Below are 18388 nucleotides of genomic sequence, written 5' to 3' on the forward strand. Positions count from 1 at the left end.
ACGGGAGCATGGACCCGGCGGCACGGTGCGCGCACACTGGGTGGATGACCGACCACCACCGCCCGACCACCACGCGGCGGCTGCTCGTCGCCGGGGTCGGGGCCACCCTCGTCGCGCTCTCCACGCTCGCCGCCGGCTCCGCGGCGGCGGCCGCACCCCGGGCCTCCTCGACCGTCGTCCCGGCCGTCCGGACGTCGCTCACCGAACCCCGCCTGCCGGGGGCCACCACGCCACGTGCCGTCGCGCCCCACACCGCCGCGCCCCACACCGTCCCGACCCGCGCCGGCTCCTGCAGCGTCGCGATGATGGACGACCTCTAGGCCGCGTCGCCCACCGGCCAGCTCCCGCGCCACGTCGACCGCGGGCTGACGTAGGGGCCGATCAGCGCGACGAGCCCCGGGTCCGCCTCCCCCGCCAGCACGTGGGAGGCGATCCGCCGCGCCGCGCCGGCGAGGAAGTCGGCCAGCTGCACGCGCGGGTCGTCCTGGGAGTCGACGAACGCGATGCCCTCGAGCCGGTCGGCGCCGCCGTCGGCGCTCGCCCCGACGGCGGCGCGGATGGCCGCGTCGGTCAGCGTCGCCTGCACGTCGTGCACCACCCAGAGCGGCCGACCGCTCGCGCCCCAGTGGCGCAGCACCTCGGTGAGCGCCGGCACGATGGGGTCGAGCACCCCGCGACCCCGCGCCACGAGCGCCAGCAGCCCGTCGGCGTCGGTGGGCACCGACCCGGCGAGCCCGGGCGCCAGGTCCCGCACCTCGTGCAGGCCGCTCCGCAACGCGAGGGCGCTCGCCGTCGCCTCCTCGAGCGACCGGGCGCGCACGAGCTCGTTGAAGTCGGCGAGCACCGCCTCCCACCCGGCCGGCCCGAGCCGTCGTGCGGCACCCCGGTGCAGCAGCAGGGCCTGCCGAGCCAGCCGCGTGCGCGAGTCGGTCGAGGGCTCGAGCAGGTCGAGCATGCGGCCCGTGAGGTGCAGGGCCTTGTCGGTGAGGTGCACGTGCGCCCGCCCGAGCAGCGGGCCCTCGGGACCGAGCAGCCAGTCGAGCAGCCGGCGGTTCTGCGGGCGCAGCACGACGCCGGCCTTGACCTCCGTGGCCGGCGAGCGGGCCTCCACCCGCACCCGGTCGATCGTCTCGAGCGCCGTCGCCGTCGTCACGTCGACGCTGGCGTGCGCGAAGGTGTCGGTACTCCCGCGGACGAGCTTCTCGCCCTCCGAGCCCGACTCGTCGCACGCCACCTCCAGGACGGCGGTCGGGCACTCGGGCGCGGCGGGCGGCATACCTCATCCTGCGTCGCCGGGGACGCGACGCCAACCGGATTCTCCGAGTGCGGTGGGGATCGGGGCAGAACGGGTATGGCGCGCGCGCTCGGACGCGGGACCCGCCCGATCCCGGGCGCGACGCGAGGAGCCCGCTCATGACGCCGTCGGCTCCCGCCGGCCCCCGCGCCGCGATCGACCGCCTCGAGCAGACGCTGGAGAGCTTCGACGAGACCGGCGGGCACCGCGTGCTCGGCCACGCGTTCGAGACGCTCGGCGTCGAGGAGACCCTCGCGCAGGTCGTGCTGCCCTACCTGCGCGAGATCGGCGAGCGCTGGTCGGCGGGCTCGATCGGGGTCGCGCAGGAGCACTTCGCGAGCAACGTGCTGCGGTCGCGGCTCAGCGTGCTGCTCGGGACGCTCGAGCGCACCGAAGGCCCGCTCGTCGTGCTCGCCTGCATGCCCGGGGAGCAGCACGAGTTCGGCCTCATGGCCACCGGCATCGTGCTCTCGCGCCTCGGTTGGCGCACCTGCTACCTCGGCGCGAGCACCCCGCCCGCCGAGCTCGCCCGCACGTGCCGCACCCTCCGGCCCCACGCCGTCGTGCTCTCGGCCCGCCGTGCGACGGCCTTCGCCGCCCATGCCCCCGTGGTGCGGCGGATGGCCGAGACGACCTCCGTGCACCTCGCGGCCCCGGGCGCCACCGACGAGGTCGCCGCGCTGTGCCACGCCGAGCGCCTCGTCGGCGACCCGGTGACCGCCGCGCGCCGCCTGCACGCGGACGCCGGCGTGGACGCGCCGGGGCTCCTGGGGCACCCGGACCACCCGGACCACCCGGACCTCGACGAGTCGACCGCGGTCTGAGCGCCGTGGCGTGGACCGGTCACCTCCCTGCGAGCCGGGAGTACCGCCGCATCCTCGTCGGGCTCGGCGCCGCCGGCGTCGCGACCTTCGCCCAGCTCTACTCGCCGCAGGGGCTGCTGCCGACGCTGGCCCGCGGCCTCGGCGTGAGCCCGGCCGACGCGGCCCTCTCCGTCTCGCTCGCCACCCTCGGGGTCGCGATCGCGGTGCTGCCGTGGTCGTGGGTCGCCGACCGGGTGGGCCGGCTGCGCGCCATGCAGGTCGCCATCGTCGCCTCCACCGTGCTCGGCGTGCTCGTCGCCCTGGCACCGACCATCGAGGTGCTCCTCGCCCTCCGGCTCGTCGAGGGCATGGCGCTCGGGGGCCTGCCCGCGCTCGCCGTCACCTACCTGCACGACGAGGTGCACGACGAGCACACGGCCGCCGCGGCCGCGGCCTACATCTCCGGCACCACCGTCGGCGGGGCGGCCGGGCGGCTCATCGCCGGCCCGCTCGCGGGCCTCGTCGGCTGGCGGCCGGCGCTGCTCACCGTGGCGGGGGTCTGCGCCGTCGCCTCGGTCGTCTTCCTCCGGCTCATGCCGCGCCCCCGGGGCTACCGACCGAGCGCCGCGGCCACCGCGCGCACCGTCGCCGACGGCATCCGGGCGAGCCTGCGCGACCCCGCCCTCCTCGCGCTCTACGCCCAGGGCGCCCTGCTCATGGGCGGCTTCGTCGCCGTCTACAACTACCTCGCCTTCCGGCTCGAGGGCCCGGAGTTCGGCCTGCCCGCCACGGTCGGTTCGCTCATCTTCGCCGCGTATGCCGCCGGCACCGTCAGCTCGCGCCTGACCGGTCGGTGGGTGCCGCGCCTCGGTCGCCGCCGGGTGCTCACGCTCGGCACGCTGACGATGGTGGCCGGCGCGCTGCTCACCCTCTCGGGCCACCTCGCGCTCGTCGTCGCCGGCCTGCTCGTGCTGACGGCCGGGTTCTTCGCGGCGCACGCCACCGCCTCGGCGTGGGTCGGGGCGCGCGCCTCGACCGGGCGGGCCCAGGCGACGGCGCTCTACAACGTGCTCTACTACAGCGGCTCGGCCCTCGTCGGCTGGCTCCTCGGCTACGCGTGGTCGGGCCGGGGGTGGGGCGCGGTCGTGGCCGGGGTCGTGACGCTCGCGGCCGCCGCCCTCGTGGTCGCGCTGAGCGTGCTGCCCGGAGACCGGACGCGCGTCGTCAGCCGCTGACGTCGCCGAAGCCGCTCGACGGGAGGTCGCGCTCGTCGGCGGCCAGCGCCTGCACGACCCGCGCCGCCACGGCGTCGGGCTCGAGGCCCCGGGTCAGCCGGGGCGCCTGCCCCGCGACGGGCCGCGACGCGAGCCCGGTCTCGGTGTGCGGCGGGCGCACGTCGAGCACCCGGATGCCGCGCCGGCGCAGCTCACCGGCCAGGGCGGTGTCGAAGGCGGTGAGGCCGGCCTTCGCAGCGCTGTAGGCCGCCATCCCCGGCAGGGCCCGTTCGGCCACGACCGCGCTCACCTGGGCGAGGAAGCCGCCCTGCGGGATGACCCCGAGCGCCGCGCGGGCGAGCCGGATCGGGGCGACGAGGTCGAGCAGCAGCACCTCGTCGAGCGTGTCGTCGTCGAGGTCCTCGACCCCGCCGAAGGCCACGACTCCCGCCGCGTTGACGACGCCGGTCAGGGGCGCCGCCGCGGTGGCGGCCTCCACGACGGCCGCCGGCCCGTCGGGCACCGTCAGGTCGCGGGCCACCGTGGCGACCACCGCGTCGCCGAGCTCGTCGGCGAGGGCGCGCAGCCGCGCCTCGTCGCGCCCGGCGAGGCTCAGCCGGGCACCGGCCCCGACGAGTCGCCGGGCGATGGCGCTGCCGAGCCCCCCGGTCGCTCCGACGACGAGCACGTGGGCCTGGGCTAGGTCGGTCATGCCGCCATCCTCACCCGCGCGCGGCGGCTCCGGAAGAGGCGCTCCGCCCGACGGGCCGTGGGAGCGCGCCGACCTCGTGGTCAGGGGCGACCGGGGCGGCTGGTGGGTCGGACGAAGCACGAGCGACAGCGGGCCTCGTAGCTGAAGGAGCCGTCGTCGGGCAGGGCCTCGGAGCCGCCGAGGTTCTCGAGGAACGGCTCGCCCGACCGGAGCACCTGGGTGTGCGTGGCGCTGAAGTCGCGGCACTGGTCGCACACCGCACGGCGGTAGCTGACGGAGTCGGGGCCGAGCTCGAGCAGGGCCCGCACCGGCGCGAAGAGCTCGCCGCGGTGGTCGAGGTCGATGCCGGCCACGACGACGCGCGTGCCGCGCCGGAGCAGCTGCTCGACGACCTCGACGTCGTCGAGGTCGAACATGTGCACCTCGTCGACGGCCACGACGTCGAGCTGCTCGTCGAGGGCCCCGTGCAGCGACCCGACCTTCGTCGTCGCGAGCTCACCGCCGCTGCGCGAGGTGACGCCGGTGTCGCGCACGTGCCGCTCGGACTGGTAGACGCGGTGCCGGACGCGCGTGAACTGCAGCGGCGACAGGAGCGAGATGAGGGCGAGGCTCTTGCCCGACTTCATCGGCCCGAGCACGACGTCGAGCGACACCTCCGAGGCGGTGCGGACGGCCGGCCTGACGTCGTCGATCGTGGTCACGGGCCAGAACGCTATCGGCCGGCGGTGACACCGGCGAAACCGGGGAAACACCGTGCGCCGTGCTCGGCGGGAGTGCACGGCGACGTCAGGGGTGCGCCGTTCCTCGAGGGATGCACGATGCACCATGCACCCCGCGCGGAGAGCCGCATCTCTGGCGGAACGCCGCACCGGTGCCGGCTCAGGGGCCGTTGCCCTGGGCCCCGCGGATCGCGGCGGCACCGCACTCGCTCGTGATGCCCGAGCCGTTGACCGTCTCGACGAAGGCGTCGCCGTGACCGGCCGCCCTCGCGGAGGCGCCGACGAGCCAGCACGCGTCGGTGTCGGTCGTCACCGTCGCGCCGCCGACGTCGACCGTCGCCACCTGGGAGCCGAGCATGGCGAACTGGTCGTCCTGGCGATTGACGAACCAGGCCCAGCCGATGACGTTGGCGAGCAGGAGCACCAGGGCGAGCCCCACGCTCACCGGTCGCCGGAGGGAGGCCTCGAGGCCCGAGAGCGGTGAGTCGACACCCGCCCCCGTGGGTGGCCGGGAGTCCGGGGTGGCGGACGGCTGCTGCCGGTCCTGGGTCTGCGTCGGGTCGCTCTCGTCCATGAGATCCCTCTGTGATGGGCGCGCCGTCCTGGCGCGATGCAGGTGCGAGGGTACTGGCTCGGCGGCGCCCGCCCGGCCGTAATCGGCTGGACCCGTGCGCGGCCCCGCCCTAGCGTGGCCGCCGTGCCGATGCATGACGACGAGGTCCGCGCGACGCCCGAGCTCGTCGGGCGGCTCGTCGCCGAGCAGTGCCCGCGGTGGGCGCACCTGCCCGTCACCCCGCTGCCCGACGACGTCGAGGGCACCGACAACGTCCTCTTCCGGCTCGGCGAGACCCACGTGGTGCGGATGCCGAAGATCGGCTGGGCGCAGCACCAGGCCACCTCCGACGCGCGCTGGCTGCCGCGCCTCGCCCCGCACCTGCCGGTGACGGTGCCCATGCCTGCCCACGTCGGCCGGCCCACCGCCGACTTCCCGTATGCGTGGTCGGTCGTCCCGTGGGTCGAGGGCACCACGCCGCCCCGGCTGGGCACCGACGACGTCAACCTCGCGGGCGAGCTCGCCGCGTTCGTGAAGGCGCTGCAGGCGGTCGACCCCACGGACGGGCCGGTGAAGCCGCCCGGCCACCGGGGGACGCCGCTGCGCCACGTCGACGAGGGGGCGCGCCGGGCGCTCGAGCGGCTGCGCGACCACGACGACGGCCTCGACCTCGACGCCGCCGCGCGCGCCTGGGGCCTCTGCGTGGCCGCCCCCGACTGGCACCGCCCACCAGTCTGGCTGCACGGCGACCTGCAGCCCGGAAACCTCGTCGTCGAGGGCGGGCACCTCGCGGCCGTCATCGACTGGGGCGCGCTCGGGGTCGGCGACCCGGCGCCCGACGTGACCGCCGCGCTGTGGACCTTCACCGGCGAGGCCCGGCGCGCCTACCTCGACGCCCTCGCGCCCGACGAGGCGACCTGGCTGCGCGCCTGCGGCTGGGCGCTCGCGCCCTCCCTCACCGGCATCGTCTACTACCGGCACACCTTCCCGCGGATGGCCGAGCACGGCCGGCAGATGGTGCGTGCGGTGGTCGCCGCGCTGACCTGACGCGACTTCAGGCCTGTCTACTCGCCGGTCACCGGGCTGGCGTGGAAGGCTGCGGGGTGCGACACCACCCCCGTCTGAAGGAGCTCCGATGATCTCGCGCATCGCCATCGTGAACCGCGGGGAGGCCGCGATGCGTCTGATCCACGCCGTGCGCGACCTCAATGCGGCAGCGGGTCCGGACGGGCACCGCATCGAGACGATCGCGCTGCACACCGAGGGCGAGCGCCGGGCGATGTTCGTGCGCGAGAGCGACCACGCCTACGACCTCGGGCCGGCATCCGCCCGGCCCTACCTCGACTACGCCGTCCTCGAGCGGGCCCTGCTGGAGAGCGGCGCCGACGCGGCGTGGGTCGGGTGGGGCTTCGTCGCCGAGCACCCCGCCTTCGCCGAGCTGTGCGACCGCATCGGCGTCACCTTCATCGGCCCGAGCGCCGAGGCGATGACGAAGCTCGGCGACAAGATCGGCAGCAAGCTCATCGCCGAGGAGGTCGGCGTGCCCGTGGCGCCGTGGAGCCGCGGCGGCGTCGACACCCTCGAGGACGCGACGGCCGCCGCCGCGCGCATCGGCTACCCCCTCATGCTCAAGGCGACCGCCGGCGGCGGCGGGCGCGGCATCCGGCGCGTCGACTCCGACGCCGACCTCGCCGACGCCTACGAGCGCACCCGCGACGAGGCCGAGCGGGCCTTCGGCTCGGGCGTCGTCTTCCTCGAGAAGCTCGTGACGGGCGCGCGCCACATCGAGGTCCAGGTCATCGCCGACGGCCAGGGCACCGCCTGGGCCGTGGGCGTGCGCGACTGCTCCGTGCAGCGCCGCAACCAGAAGGTGATCGAGGAGTCCGCCTCGCCCGTGCTGACCCGCGAGCAGGAGGACGAGGTGCGCACGAGCGCCGAACGCCTCGCCGTCGCGGTCGGCTACGCCGGCGCCGGCACCGTCGAGTTCCTCTACCACCCGGGCGACCGCTTCTTCGCCTTCCTCGAGGTCAACACCCGCCTGCAGGTCGAGCACCCGATCACCGAGGTCGTCACCGACACCGACCTCGTCAAGCTGCAGATCCACGTCGCGAACGGCGGCCGCCTCGACGACCTGCCGCACGGCCGCCCCACGCCGCGCGGTCACGCGGTCGAGGCCCGCCTCAACGCCGAGGACCCGGACCGCGACTTCGCCCCGAGCCCCGGTCGGATCAGCCTGCTCATCTTCCCCGCCGGCCCCGGCATCCGCGTGGACACCGGTGTGGGAGAAGGGGACTCGATTCCCGCGGACTTCGACTCGATGATCGCGAAGATCATCGCCCACGGCCGCGACCGCGACGAGGCGCTCGCCCGCCTGCGCCGCGCGATGGCCGAGACGACCGTCGTCATCGACGGCGGCGCGACGAACAAGAGCTTCATCCTCGACCTGCTCGACCAGCCCGAGGTCATCGACGGCTCCGCCGACACCGGCTGGATCGACCGCGTGCGCGGCGAGGGCCGCCTCGTCTCCCACCGCCACTCCGGCGTCGCGCTCGTCGCCGCCGGCATCGAGGCCTACGAGGACGCCGAGGCCATCGAGCGCGCCCGGCTGCTCGAGTCCGCCCGCGGCGGCCGGCCGCAGGTGCAGCACAGCGTGGGCCGCGCGATCGACCTCAAGCTGCGCGGCACGGCGTACAAGGTCGTCGTGCTCCGCACGGCCTCGCACCGCTACCGGGTCTCCATCGCCAACGGCGGTGACCCGCACGTCGTCGACGCCGCGCTCGACCGCATCGACGCGTATGCCGGTCGCATCGTCGTCGAGGGCCGCGCGCACCGCCTCGTCACGGCCACGCACGGGCCCGTCCACCTCGTCGAGGTCGACGGCGTCACGCACCGCGTCTCGCGCGACGAGGGCGGCGTCGTGCGCTCCCCCGCGCCGGCGCTCGTCGTCGCGACCCCGGCCGCCGTCGGCGACGAGGTCGCGGCGGGCTCCCCGGTGCTCGTGCTCGAGTCGATGAAGATGGAGACGGTGCTGCCCGCCCCGTTCGCGGCGCGGGTGCGCGAGCTGCTCGTCGCCGTCGGCAGCCAGGTCGAGACCGGCGCCCCGCTCGTGCGGCTCGAGCCGACGGGCGACGAGGAGGAGGCGTCCGACACGGCCGAGGCCGGCAGCGTCGACCTCGACCTGCCCGACTCCGACGCGCGCAGCGCGAGCACCCGCGAGCGCGTCGAGCGCGGCATCGCCGACCTGTCGGCGAGCGTGCTCGGATTCGACGGCGACCCCGCCGGCGACCGGCGGATGCTCGAGACCTACCTCGCGGCCCGTGACGAGCTCGCGGCCGAGGGCACCATCCCGCTCGCCGAGGAGATCGGCGTGCTCGCCCTGCTCACCGACGTCGCCGAGCTGAGCCGCAACCGGCCGGCCGCCGAGGAGCGGCACACGGAGCTGCTCGTGCACAGCCCGCGCGAGCACTTCCACTCCTACCTGCAGAGCCTCGACGTCGACCGCGCCGGGCTGTCCGCGGACTTCCGCGACAAGCTTGCCCGGGTGCTCGCCCACTACGGCGTTCCCGACTTCGAGCGCACCCCCGACCTCGAGGAGGCGGTCTTCCGCATCTTCCTCGGCCAGCAGCGCTCGGCGCCCGAGGTGCAGCTCGCCACGTCGCTGCTGCAGCGCTGGCTCGCCGAGCCCATCCCGGCCGCGCCCCTCGACGCCGCGGCCCGCGACACGCTCGACCGCCTCGTCGTGGCGACCCAGCTGCGCTTTCCCGTCATCGGCGACCTCGCCCGCAGCGTGCGCTTCCGCTGGTTCGACCAGCCCCTCGTCGACGAGGAGCGCGAGAGCGTGCTCGCCGGCGTGCGCGACAAGCTCGCCTCCCTCGCGGCCGAGCCGGACGCCGCCGACCACGCCGCCCGCATCGACGAGCTCGCGGCGATCCCCGAGCAGATCGTCCGGTTCCTCGCCGAGCGCCTCCACGAGGCCGCGCCGGAGCGGCTGCCGGAGCACGAGCCGATGCTCGAGGTGCTCATCAAGCGGCACTACCGCGAGCACGAGCTGCACGGCCTGCACACCTTCACCGAGGGTGGGCGCCCCTTCGCCACGGCCGACTACACGCTCGCCGACCGGCCGACCCACCTGACGTCGACGATCGGCGCCGTCGCGGAGCTCGCCCCCGGCAGCCCGCTCGACGCGGCCGTCTCGAACGACGTGTGGGCCCGCCCGGACGGCCACCAGTCGGTCGTCGACCTCTACCTGCGCTGGCCCGAGGAGCCGGAGGCGCCCGACGAGGCGAGCGACCGGCTCGCGGCCCTGCTGCAGCAGCTGCCCTTCGCGCAGGACGTGCGCCGCGTCGCGGTCGCGGTCAGCGCCGGGGGCGGTCGCCCCGTCGGCTACTTCACCTTCCGCCCCGTCGACGGCAGGCTCGTCGAGGACCGGCTCGTGCGCGGCGTGCACCCGATGGTCGGGCGCCGGCTCAACCTGTGGCGCCTCAGCGCGTTCGAGGTCACCCGCCTCGAGGCGCCTGAGGACGTGCTGCTCTACGAGTGCGTGGCCCGCGACAACCCCGAGGACCGGCGCCTCGTCGCGCTCGCCCAGGTGCGCCAGGTCGTCGTCGTGCGCGACGAGTCCGGCCAGGTGACCGGCCTGCCGCACGTCGAGCGCGCCATCGCGAACTGCCTCGAGGCGATCCGCCGGGTCCGCACGAGCCGCGGCGCCCGGGGCTCGAAGCTCGACATGAACCACGTCTGGGTGCAGATCTGGCCGACCATCGAGGCCGACCTCGGCCAGCTGACGGCCCTGCAGGGCAAGATCGCCCCCGTGACGGCCGGCGCCGGCATCGAGGAGGTGCTCGTGCAGGCGCAGGTGGCCGGCGCCCCCGGTGAGGCCCCCGCCCCGATCGCGGGCCGCTTCTTCTACCAGCCCGGCTCGGGCGTCACGGGCTCGCTCGGCGCCCCGCCCACCGAGCCGCTCAAGCCGCTCGACGACTACGCCTCCAAGGTGGTGCGGGCCCGTCGTCGCGGGCTCGTCTACCCCTACGAGCTGCAGTCGATGATCGCCGGCCCCGGCGGCACCGTCGTCGAGCACGACCTCGACGACACGGGCGCCCTCGTGCCGGTCGACCGTCCGCAGGGCCTCAACAAGGCCGGCATCATCGTGGCCGTCGTCAGCTCGCCGACCGACCGTCACCCCCAGGGCGTCACGCGCGTCGTGCTGTCGGGCGACCCGCTGCGCTCGCTCGGCTCGGTCGCCGAGGCCGAGTGCGCGCGCGTCATCGCGGCCATCGACCTCGCCGAGCGGATGCAGGTGCCGCTCGAGTGGTACTCCCTCTCGGCCGGCGCCCGCATCTCGATGGACTCCGGCACCGAGAACATGGACTGGGTGGCCCGCGCCCTCAAGCGGATCATCGAGTTCACCCAGGCGGGCGGCGAGATCAACGTCGTCGTCGCCGGCATCAACGTCGGCGCCCAGCCCTACTGGAACGCCGAGGCGACGATGCTCATGCACACCAAGGGCATCCTCGTCATGACGCCCGACAGCGCCATGGTGCTGACCGGCAAGCAGTCGCTCGACTTCTCGGGCGGCGTCTCGGCCGAGGACAACTTCGGCATCGGCGGCTACGACCGCGTCATGGGTCCGAACGGCCAGGCGCAGTACTGGGCCCAGGACCTCGCGGGTGCCCGCGGCATCCTCATGGCGCACTACGACCACGCCTACGTCGCACCCGGCGAGCCCGGCCCGCGCCGCGTGCCGACGAGCGACCCGTCGCACCGCGACGTGACGCTCTTCCCGCACGACCTGCCCGACTCGGGCTTCACGACGGTCGGCGACATCTTCAGCTCGCTGACGAACCCCGACCGCAAGAAGCCCTTCGACATCCGCACCGTGATGCGGGCCGTCAGCGACCAGGACCACACGCCCCTCGAGCGGTGGGCGGGCATGGCCGACGCAGAGACGGCCGTCGTCCACGACGCGCACCTCGGCGGCATCCCGGTCAGCCTCGTCGGCATCGAGTCGCGCTCGGTGCAGCGGCGCGGCTTCCCGCCCACCGACGGCCCCGACACCTACACGGCGGGCACGCTCTTCCCGCGGTCGAGCAAGAAGGTCGCGCGCGCCATCAACGCCGCGAGCGGCAACCGTCCCCTCGTCGTGCTCGCGAACCTGTCGGGCTTCGACGGGTCGCCGGAGTCGATGCGCAACCTGCAGCTGGAGTACGGCGCCGAGATCGGCCGGGCCATCGTCAACTTCGAGGGCCCGATCGTCTTCACCGTCGTCTCGCGCTACCACGGCGGCGCGTTCGTCGTCTTCAGCAAGACGCTCAACCCGCGCATGACGGTGCTCGCCGTCGAGGGCTCGTTCGCGTCGGTGCTCGGTGGCGCCCCGGCGGCGGCCGTCGTCTTCTCCCGCGACGTCGACGCCCGCACGGCGTCCGACCCGCGCGTCACCGAGCTCGAGTCGCGCGTCACGACGGCCTCGGGCGTGGAGCGCGCCCTGCTCGTCACCGAGCTCGCCGAGCTGCGCTCGTCGGTGCGCGCCGAGAAGCTGAGCCAGGTCGCCTCCGAGTTCGACGCGGTGCACAGCATCCACCGGGCGGTCTCGGTCGGCTCGGTCGACGCCGTCATCGCCGCGCACGAGATGCGTCCGCGCATCATCGCCGCGCTCGAGGCCGGCCTGGCCGACGGCTGAGCCCCGTGCTCGCCCGGCCCTGTCAGGGCCCGGCGGGCGCGGGCACGCGCAGCGAGGTGACGCCGCCCAGGTCGAGCCACACGGCGTCCGGGGTGCGCACGACGCGCACGAGCACGTCGTCGCAGCCGGGGCAGCGACCGACGAGGCCGGGCTCGGGTCCGTAGACGCGCAGCGCGGCGACCGGCGCGGAGCCGCCGCAGCCGCGGCACCGGAGCACCGCGGTCGTCACGTCGAGCGCGAAGAGCTCCGAGAGCGGGCCGGCCATCAGGTTGCCGTCCCAGTCGGGCGTGGTCATGGTGCTGGCCTCCTCACGGGCCGCTCGGCCCGAATCGTTCGGTGCGGATGCGGTCGGCGGCGTGGCCGAGACCGACGAGCAGCCCGGCGACCGCCTCGACGAAGCCGGTGGGCCCGCAGACGTAGACGGTCGGCGCCGACGATGCGGACCAGCCGTCGGCGATCAGGTCCGCCTCCCCGACCCGGCCCGCCGGGCGCGGCTCGCCCTCCGGCGCCGTCCGGGTGTGGACGAGGCGCAGGTCGACCGTGCCCGCCGCCGCGAGCCCGGCGAGCTCGTCCCGGTAGATGACGTCCTCGGGGGCCCGCACCGAGTACACGAGCCGGAACGCCGGCCCCACTGCCGCCTGCCCTGACGCCTGACCGGCTGCATCGGCCCGCGCGCGCAGCATCGACATGACCGGCACGACCCCGGAGCCGCCGGCCACGAGCAGCACCGGCTCTGGCTGCTCGGGCCGCCAGACGAACCAGCCGCCGACCGGTCCGCGCAGCCGCACCGCGTCGCCCACGGCGAGCCCGTCGGCGAGGAAGGTCGACACCTCTCCGTCGGGCACGCGCTGGACCGTGAGCTCGACGTGGCCGCCACGCGCCGGTGCCGCCACGGAGTAGCTCCGCGTCGCCGTGTAGCCGTCCGGCGCCGTGAGCCGCACGTCGACGTGCTGCCCCGGCAGGTGGCCGGGCCAGTCGTCGACGTCGAGCACGAGCGTGACGGCCGAGGCCGTCTCGGGCCGCCGCTCCACGAGCGTCGCGTCGCGCCAGGCGCGCCGGGCGCTCAGTCCCCCTGGTACCGCTGCTCGCGCCATGGGTCCCCGTAGTCGTGGTAGCCGAGCTGCTCCCAGAAGCCGGGCGAGTCCTCGAGCAGCAGCTCGATGCCGCGCACCCACTTGGCCGACTTCCAGAAGTAGAGGTGCGGCACGAGCAGCCTCGCGGGCCCGCCGTGCTCGGCCGGCAGGTCGTCGCCGTCGAACTGGAAGGCCACCCACGCCTGACCGTCGAGGAGGTCCTCGAGCGGCAGGTTGGTCGTGTAGCCGCCGTAGCTGTGCACGAGGGCGAAGTCGGCGGCCGTCTCGACGTCACCGAGGAGCGTGTCGAGCGACACGCCCCGCCACGACGTGTCGAGCTTCGACCAGCTCGTCACGCAGTGGATGTCGACGGTCACGTCGTCGGCCGGGAGGGCCATCAGCTCGGCCCACGACCACGTATGGCGGGTGCCGTCCTCGGTCGCGACCCAGAGCTCCCACGCGTCGAGGTCGACCCCGGGCGTCGGCCCGGCCGAGAGCACCGGGAAGTCACCCGTCAGGTACTGCCCCGGCGGCAGCCGGTCGTCGCGGCCGCGCGGGCGGCCCTGGAAGCCTCGCGTCACGAAGTCCATGTCGACGAACTGTACGGCGCCCCGCCCCTGGCTGTCCGCCCTCCGCGCGAGGTCACGTCCGCTCAGCGGGCGAGGACGGCATACGCGAGCAGGGCCGTCGCCACGGCCCAAGCGGCGAGCGCGCCCAGGTGCAGCCGCGGGTGGAGCGTCACCGCGCCGAGGAACTCGCGCAGGAAGGCGCCCGGGACGAACGTCCACGCGGTCGGGGCGCCCGAGACGTCGGCGTCGATGCCGAGCCGCCGCGTCAGAAGCGCCGCACGCCCCACGTGGTAGCCGCTCGTCACGACCCGCACGTGACCGTCGGCGAGGCCGCGGGCGCGGAGGATCTCGCGCGAGAGCAGCAGGTTCTCCTCCGTCGTCGTGGCGCGGTCCTCCGTGGCCACGCTCCCGGCCGGCACGCCTTTCGCGACGAGGTATGCCGTCATGGCCACACCCTCGGCCATCGGCTCGTCGTCGCCCTGCCCGCCGCTCGGGACGAGGAGCGGCCCCTCCCCGGGGCGCGCGCGCTCACGCTCGGCGCGCCACACGGCCGCGCCCGCGTCGAGCCGGTGGGCCAGCAGCTGCGGCACCGTGCCGCCGACGAGGCCCGAGCCGAGCACGACGACGGCGGTCGGGGCCGGGCGCGGCCGGCGGCGCCGGTGCGCGAGGCAGTAGAGCAGGTACGAGACGAACGAGAGTCCCGGCAGCCCGGGCAGCAGCAGGACGACGAGGGTGAGCACCTCGGCCGCGGCGACGCGTGGGGTCCCCGCCGCGGCCCCCGCCGACCCGAGCAGGGCCGCGCCGGCGACCGTCGCACCCACCATGGCGACGCCGAGCACGAGCGCGGCGACGTCGAGCCGGGTGCGGCCCTCGGGGCGCAGCACCCGCAGGCCCGTCACGGCGAGCAGCAGGCCGAGCAGCAGCGCCCCGACCGCCGGGAGCACCACCGGGGCGAGCAGGCTCGTCGGCGCCGCCGCCCACGAGGCCGCCGCCAGCAGGGCCCAGAGCCCGGCCGCGAGCAGGACACCGACCCGCCACCGGCGCGGCTCGGCACGCAGCGCCACCGCGCCGAGGCCGAGCAGGCCGACGCCGACCACGACGAGGGCGGCGGTCGCGGCGGGGGCGACGCGCACGCTCAGGCCTGGGTGCGCAGGTAGCGGCCGAAGTGGGGCACGGTGAAGGCGATGAGGCCGCGCTCGCCCGAGTAGATGAGCCCCTTCTTGATGAGCGCGTCACGGGCCGGCGAGAGCGACTGCGGCTTGCGGCCGAGCACGTCGGCCACGGCGGAGGTCGGCACGGCCTCGCGCTCGGCACCGCCCTCGCCGTCCTCGGCGGCGGCGTCGGCCATGGCCCGGAGGTACTCCCGCTCGGCGGGCGTGGCCCGCTCGAAGCGGGACCCGAAGAAGCCCACCGCGAGCTCGGACTCGGCCTCCGGCACGGCCACGCGGATGTCCTCGAGCGTGACGGGCGAGCTCGGGGTGACGTCCCAGACGACCTTGCCGTAGGCCTGGATGAAGTAGGGGTAGCCGGCCGTGACGGCATACATCTCGTCGAGCGCCTCGGGCGTGTAGGCGCAGCCCTCCTCCTCGGCCGGGCCGACGAGCGCCCGGTCGGCCGAGTCGCGCGGCAGCCGGTCGATCCGCGAGTAGCGGAAGAGCCGCTCGGAGTAGGACTTCGACGCCGAGAGCACCGCCGGCAGGTGCGGGAGGCCGGCGCCGACGACGATGACGGGCAGGCCCGACTGCGAGATCTCGTGGCAGGCCGCGCAGAGCGCCGACACGTCCTCGGGGTCGAGGTCCTGCATCTCGTCGATGAAGAAGGCGACGCCCTTGCCGACGTCGGCGGCGAGGCCGCCGATGTCGGTGAAGAGCTCGACGAGGTCGATCTCGACGTCGCCGGAGTCGGCCCGGCCGGTCACCGCGGGCGCGTCGATGCCGGGCTGCCAGCGCTCGCGCAGCTTCGCCCCGGTCTGCGCCTCGCGCAGCGCGAAGGCCTTGACGATGCCGAGCACGTGGTCGACCTCGTCGGGCTGGGGGTGGCCGAGCTCGCGCACGGCCTGGTGGGCGGCCGCGGCGAGGGGCCGGCGCAGCCGCTGGTCGGGCCGGGCCTCGAACTTGCCGGTGCCCCAGTCGGCGCGCACGGCCGAGCTGCGCAGCGCGTTGAGCAGCACCGTCTTGCCGACGCCGCGCAGGCCGGTCAGCACGATCGAGCGCTCCGAGCGGCCTCGGGCGATGCGCTCGAGCACCACGTCGAACGAGCGCAGCTGCTCGTCGCGGCCGGCGAGCTCGGGCGGACGCTGGCCGGCGCCGGGGGCGTACGGGTTCGTGACGGGGTCCACGCTCGGAGGCTATACGTGCCTCTACGGAAATCCCGAGACATCGGTACAGAGCGCCAGCGTGTCGCACCGGACCGACCGACTCGCCACCCACGCCCGGCCACACCTTCGGATCCCGCAGCATCCGGGCATGAAAAAGCGCCGTTCCGCACGGTCAGGGGTGGTCATGCGGAACGGCGCGAGGGAACTATAACGCGGGCGAGCCGGTCCCCGTCAACCGATCGCGACGATCTCGAAGATCTCGTCGGGATGGGCGATCGCGTCCTGCTCGGCCACGAGGCGCATCTCGTCGGCCCCGCTGGCGTGCGTGCGCTCGAGGACGGCATGCATCGTCGCCGCGGTGCGGCGCAGCGCGACCTGAGGGCCGTCGGTCAGGTGGTGCGCGAGGAAGAGGGCGGCGGTCACGTCACCGCCGCCCCGGACCGTCATCGGCAGCAGCGGCGTCGTGACGACCCACGCGTCGTCGGCGGTGATGCACGCCATCTGGATCGAACCCTCGGGGGTGTCGGCCGTCAGGGCGCTCGTCACGAGCACGACGGAGGGGCCGGCGGCCACGAGCTCGCGGGCGGCCGCGACGAGGTCGGCCTGGGTGCGCACCTCGCGCCCGACGAGGAACTCGAGCTCGAACTGGTTGGGCGTCACGATGTCGGCCCGGGGCACGACGTGGTCGCGCAGGTACTCCGGGATGCCCTCGCGCACGAAGAACCCGCGGCCGACGTCGCCCATGACGGGGTCGCAGCAGTAGACGGCGGCGGGGTTGGCGGCCTTGACCCGGGCCACGGCGTCGAGCACGACCTCACCGACCGCCTCGGCGCCCTGGTAGCCGGAGAGCACGGCGTCGATCGTCGGGAAGGCGCCCCGCTCCTCGACGCCGTCGATGACGGCCGCGACGTCGGCGGGGGCGATGAGCGGCCCGCGCGTCGAGCCGTAGCCCGTGTGGTTGCTGAAGGTCACCGTGAGCACGGGATAGACCTCGTGGCCGAGCCGCTGGAGGGGGAAGACCGCGGCCGAGTTGCCGGCGTGGCCGTAGGCGACGTGGGACTGGATCGACAGGATCTGCACGGGCCCACCCTAGCCGCTTGAAAATCATAGTTAGTTATAGGCATACTAGAACTATGTTGTGGCAGGTCGACCCCACCTCGAGCACCCCGCTCCACGCGCAGATCGCGGCGTGCGTGCGCCGGGAGCTCGCTGCGGGACGACTCGCGCGCGGCGACCGGCTGCCCGCCGCCAAGGAGGTGGCGAGCGTGCTCGACGTCAACCTGCACACGGTGCTGCGGGCCTACCAGTCCCTGCGCGACGAGGGCCTGATCGACCTGCGCCGCGGGCGGGGGGCCGTCGTCAGCGCCACCGACCCCGGCGGCGACGCGCGGCTGCGCACGCTCGCGGCCGAGATCGTCGCCGAGGCCCGCCGCGTCGGCGCCACCCCCGCCGACCTCACCCGACTCATCGAGAGCGAGCTCCAGCGATGACCACCGACGCCCGCCCCACCCGAGCCCTCGCCGCGAGCGCCCTCGTCGGACCGGTGCTCGCCGTCGCCGGGGTCGCGCTGACCGCGTCGGTGCGCACCCGGCTGCCCGAGCAGGTCGCGGTCCACTGGGGGCTCGACGGCCCCGACCGCTACGCCACCGTGACCGGCGCGACCGTCACCGCCGCGCTGATGACGGCGCTGCTGCCCCTGGTCCTCGTCGGCCTCGGCGCGGCCGTGCACCCGAGCGGGCGCGGGGCGCTCGCCGGCCTCGCGGGCGCCATGGCGGTCTTCTTCGCCGGCCTCTCCTTCGGCGGCCTCACGGCGCAGCGGCCCGGCCAGGAGCCGTCGGCCTTCCCGCTCGCGTGGGCCGTGCCGACGCTCGTGGTCGCGGCGCTCGTCGGGGTGGCCCTCTGGCGCTGGGGGCGGCTCGCCCCTCCACCGGTCGACGGGGCGCGGCCGGCCGTGCCGGCCGGCGCCGCCCGCCTCGATGTGCCGCCCACGACCCGCCTCGCGTGGACCGGGCGCGCCGCCCTGCCGGGGCGCGCCGTGTGGATCGTCGCCGTGGTCGCCGTGCTGCCGCTCCTCGTCGTGGCCGAGCTCGGCCAGCCCTGGGTGCTCGCGATCGGCGCCCTCGTCGTGCTGCTCCTCGTCGTCACCTGCTCGGCGCGCGTCGTCGTCGACGCCGACGGGCTGCGCGTCACGAGCCTCGTCGTCACGTGGGGCCGGGTTCCGCTCGAGCGGGTGGCCCGCGCCGACGTCGGCACGGTCTCGCCGCTCGGCGACTTCGGCGGCTGGGGCTGGCGCATCGGCCGCGACGGTCGCCGGGGCTTCGTCACCCGCGCCGGCGAGGCGCTCGTCGTCGAGCGGATCGGCGAGCCGCCCGTCGTCGTCACCGTCGACGGTGCCGACGAGGCCGCCGCCGTGCTCAACACCCTGGCCGCGCGCCTGCGCTGACCGAGCGGTGTCTCG

At 75.3% G+C, this 18388-nt stretch carries 17 protein-coding genes; 7 read left to right on the forward strand and 10 right to left on the reverse strand.

All coding sequences use genetic code 11. The annotated features are described in order from the left end of the window. Nucleotides 1–44 precede the first annotated feature (44 nt). Entirely contained in the window at nucleotides 45–320 is a 276-nt protein-coding gene (locus tag ABT295_RS14225) for a hypothetical protein (protein WP_352395059.1), read from the forward strand. Here ABT295_RS14225 and ABT295_RS14230 read toward each other — a convergent pair. After that, nucleotides 317–1276: a hypothetical protein gene (locus tag ABT295_RS14230; protein ID WP_352395060.1), complete on the reverse strand. Its 960-nt coding sequence runs from the start codon at nucleotides 1274–1276 to the stop codon at nucleotides 317–319. The two genes, ABT295_RS14225 and ABT295_RS14230, sit on opposite strands and share 4 nt — an antisense overlap. A gap of 137 nt (nucleotides 1277–1413) precedes the next feature. On the opposite strand from ABT295_RS14230, the gene ABT295_RS14235 reads away from it, so the two are divergent. Together ABT295_RS14235 and ABT295_RS14240 are read left to right on the forward strand one after the other, a co-directional pair. Continuing rightward, the gene (locus tag ABT295_RS14235) at nucleotides 1414–2118 is read left to right on the forward strand and encodes a cobalamin B12-binding domain-containing protein (protein ID WP_352395061.1); all 705 of its coding nucleotides are present in this window, start codon (nucleotides 1414–1416) and stop codon (nucleotides 2116–2118) included. Nucleotides 2119–2123: 5 nt separating this feature from the next. Then, complete coding sequence (locus tag ABT295_RS14240) at nucleotides 2124–3332, forward strand: MFS transporter (RefSeq protein ID WP_352395062.1); 1209 nt, start codon at nucleotides 2124–2126, stop codon at nucleotides 3330–3332. Here ABT295_RS14240 and ABT295_RS14245 read toward each other — a convergent pair. From ABT295_RS14245 to ABT295_RS14255, 3 genes are all read right to left on the reverse strand, one after another. Further along, complete coding sequence (locus ABT295_RS14245; RefSeq protein ID WP_352395063.1) at nucleotides 3322–4023, reverse strand: SDR family NAD(P)-dependent oxidoreductase; 702 nt, start codon at nucleotides 4021–4023, stop codon at nucleotides 3322–3324. The two genes, ABT295_RS14240 and ABT295_RS14245, sit on opposite strands and share 11 nt — an antisense overlap. An 80-nt stretch (nucleotides 4024–4103) precedes the next feature. After that, nucleotides 4104–4724, reverse strand: a complete 621-nt coding sequence (locus tag ABT295_RS14250) for a thymidine kinase (protein ID WP_352395064.1) — start codon at nucleotides 4722–4724, stop codon at nucleotides 4104–4106. A 178-nt stretch (nucleotides 4725–4902) separates the two neighbouring features. Next, nucleotides 4903–5316 (reverse strand): hypothetical protein, encoded by a 414-nt coding sequence (locus ABT295_RS14255; protein ID WP_352395065.1) that lies wholly within the window; start codon nucleotides 5314–5316, stop codon nucleotides 4903–4905. Between the two features lie 129 nt (nucleotides 5317–5445). Here ABT295_RS14255 and ABT295_RS14260 point away from each other — a divergent pair, with 129 nt between their 5' ends. Together ABT295_RS14260 and ABT295_RS14265 are read left to right on the forward strand one after the other, a co-directional pair. Then, nucleotides 5446–6342: an aminoglycoside phosphotransferase family protein gene (locus ABT295_RS14260; protein WP_352395402.1), complete on the forward strand. Its 897-nt coding sequence runs from the start codon at nucleotides 5446–5448 to the stop codon at nucleotides 6340–6342. A gap of 88 nt (nucleotides 6343–6430) precedes the next feature. Then, nucleotides 6431–11971 (forward strand): ATP-binding protein, encoded by a 5541-nt coding sequence (locus ABT295_RS14265; protein ID WP_352395066.1) that lies wholly within the window; start codon nucleotides 6431–6433, stop codon nucleotides 11969–11971. Nucleotides 11972–11993: 22 nt separating this feature from the next. On the opposite strand, the gene ABT295_RS14270 is transcribed toward ABT295_RS14265, so the two are convergent. The 6 genes from ABT295_RS14270 to pdxY form a co-directional block, all read right to left on the reverse strand. Continuing rightward, nucleotides 11994–12266, reverse strand: coding sequence for a DUF6510 family protein (locus ABT295_RS14270; RefSeq protein WP_352395067.1), 273 nt, complete (start codon nucleotides 12264–12266; stop codon nucleotides 11994–11996). Nucleotides 12267–12279: 13 nt separating this feature from the next. Further along, on the reverse strand, nucleotides 12280–13065 hold the full coding sequence (locus ABT295_RS14275; RefSeq protein ID WP_352395068.1) for a ferredoxin reductase: 786 nt from the start codon (nucleotides 13063–13065) through the stop codon (nucleotides 12280–12282). After that, nucleotides 13035–13634, reverse strand: coding sequence for a sulfite oxidase-like oxidoreductase (locus tag ABT295_RS14280; RefSeq protein ID WP_352395069.1), 600 nt, complete (start codon nucleotides 13632–13634; stop codon nucleotides 13035–13037). Before ABT295_RS14280 ends, ABT295_RS14275 begins: the two co-directional genes overlap by 31 nt. A gap of 62 nt (nucleotides 13635–13696) precedes the next feature. Beyond that, the gene (locus tag ABT295_RS14285; protein ID WP_352395070.1) at nucleotides 13697–14746 is read right to left on the reverse strand and encodes a YdcF family protein; all 1050 of its coding nucleotides are present in this window, start codon (nucleotides 14744–14746) and stop codon (nucleotides 13697–13699) included. 2 nt (nucleotides 14747–14748) lie between these two features. Next, complete coding sequence (locus ABT295_RS14290; RefSeq protein ID WP_345509124.1) at nucleotides 14749–15951, reverse strand: ATP-binding protein; 1203 nt, start codon at nucleotides 15949–15951, stop codon at nucleotides 14749–14751. Between the two features lie 210 nt (nucleotides 15952–16161). Beyond that, nucleotides 16162–17010, reverse strand: coding sequence for a pyridoxal kinase PdxY (gene pdxY, locus ABT295_RS14295; RefSeq protein WP_352395071.1), 849 nt, complete (start codon nucleotides 17008–17010; stop codon nucleotides 16162–16164). A gap of 53 nt (nucleotides 17011–17063) precedes the next feature. On the opposite strand from pdxY, the gene ABT295_RS14300 reads away from it, so the two are divergent. Together ABT295_RS14300 and ABT295_RS14305 are read left to right on the forward strand one after the other, a co-directional pair. After that, nucleotides 17064–17420, forward strand: a complete 357-nt coding sequence (locus ABT295_RS14300; protein WP_345509121.1) for a GntR family transcriptional regulator — start codon at nucleotides 17064–17066, stop codon at nucleotides 17418–17420. Further along, on the forward strand, nucleotides 17417–18373 hold the full coding sequence (locus ABT295_RS14305) for a DUF1648 domain-containing protein (protein WP_352395072.1): 957 nt from the start codon (nucleotides 17417–17419) through the stop codon (nucleotides 18371–18373). Before ABT295_RS14300 ends, ABT295_RS14305 begins: the two co-directional genes overlap by 4 nt. Nucleotides 18374–18388: the final 15 nt, after the last annotated feature.

Source organism: Terrabacter sp. NPDC000476 (assembly GCF_040300125.1).
Lineage (GTDB): Bacteria > Actinomycetota > Actinomycetes > Actinomycetales > Dermatophilaceae > Terrabacter.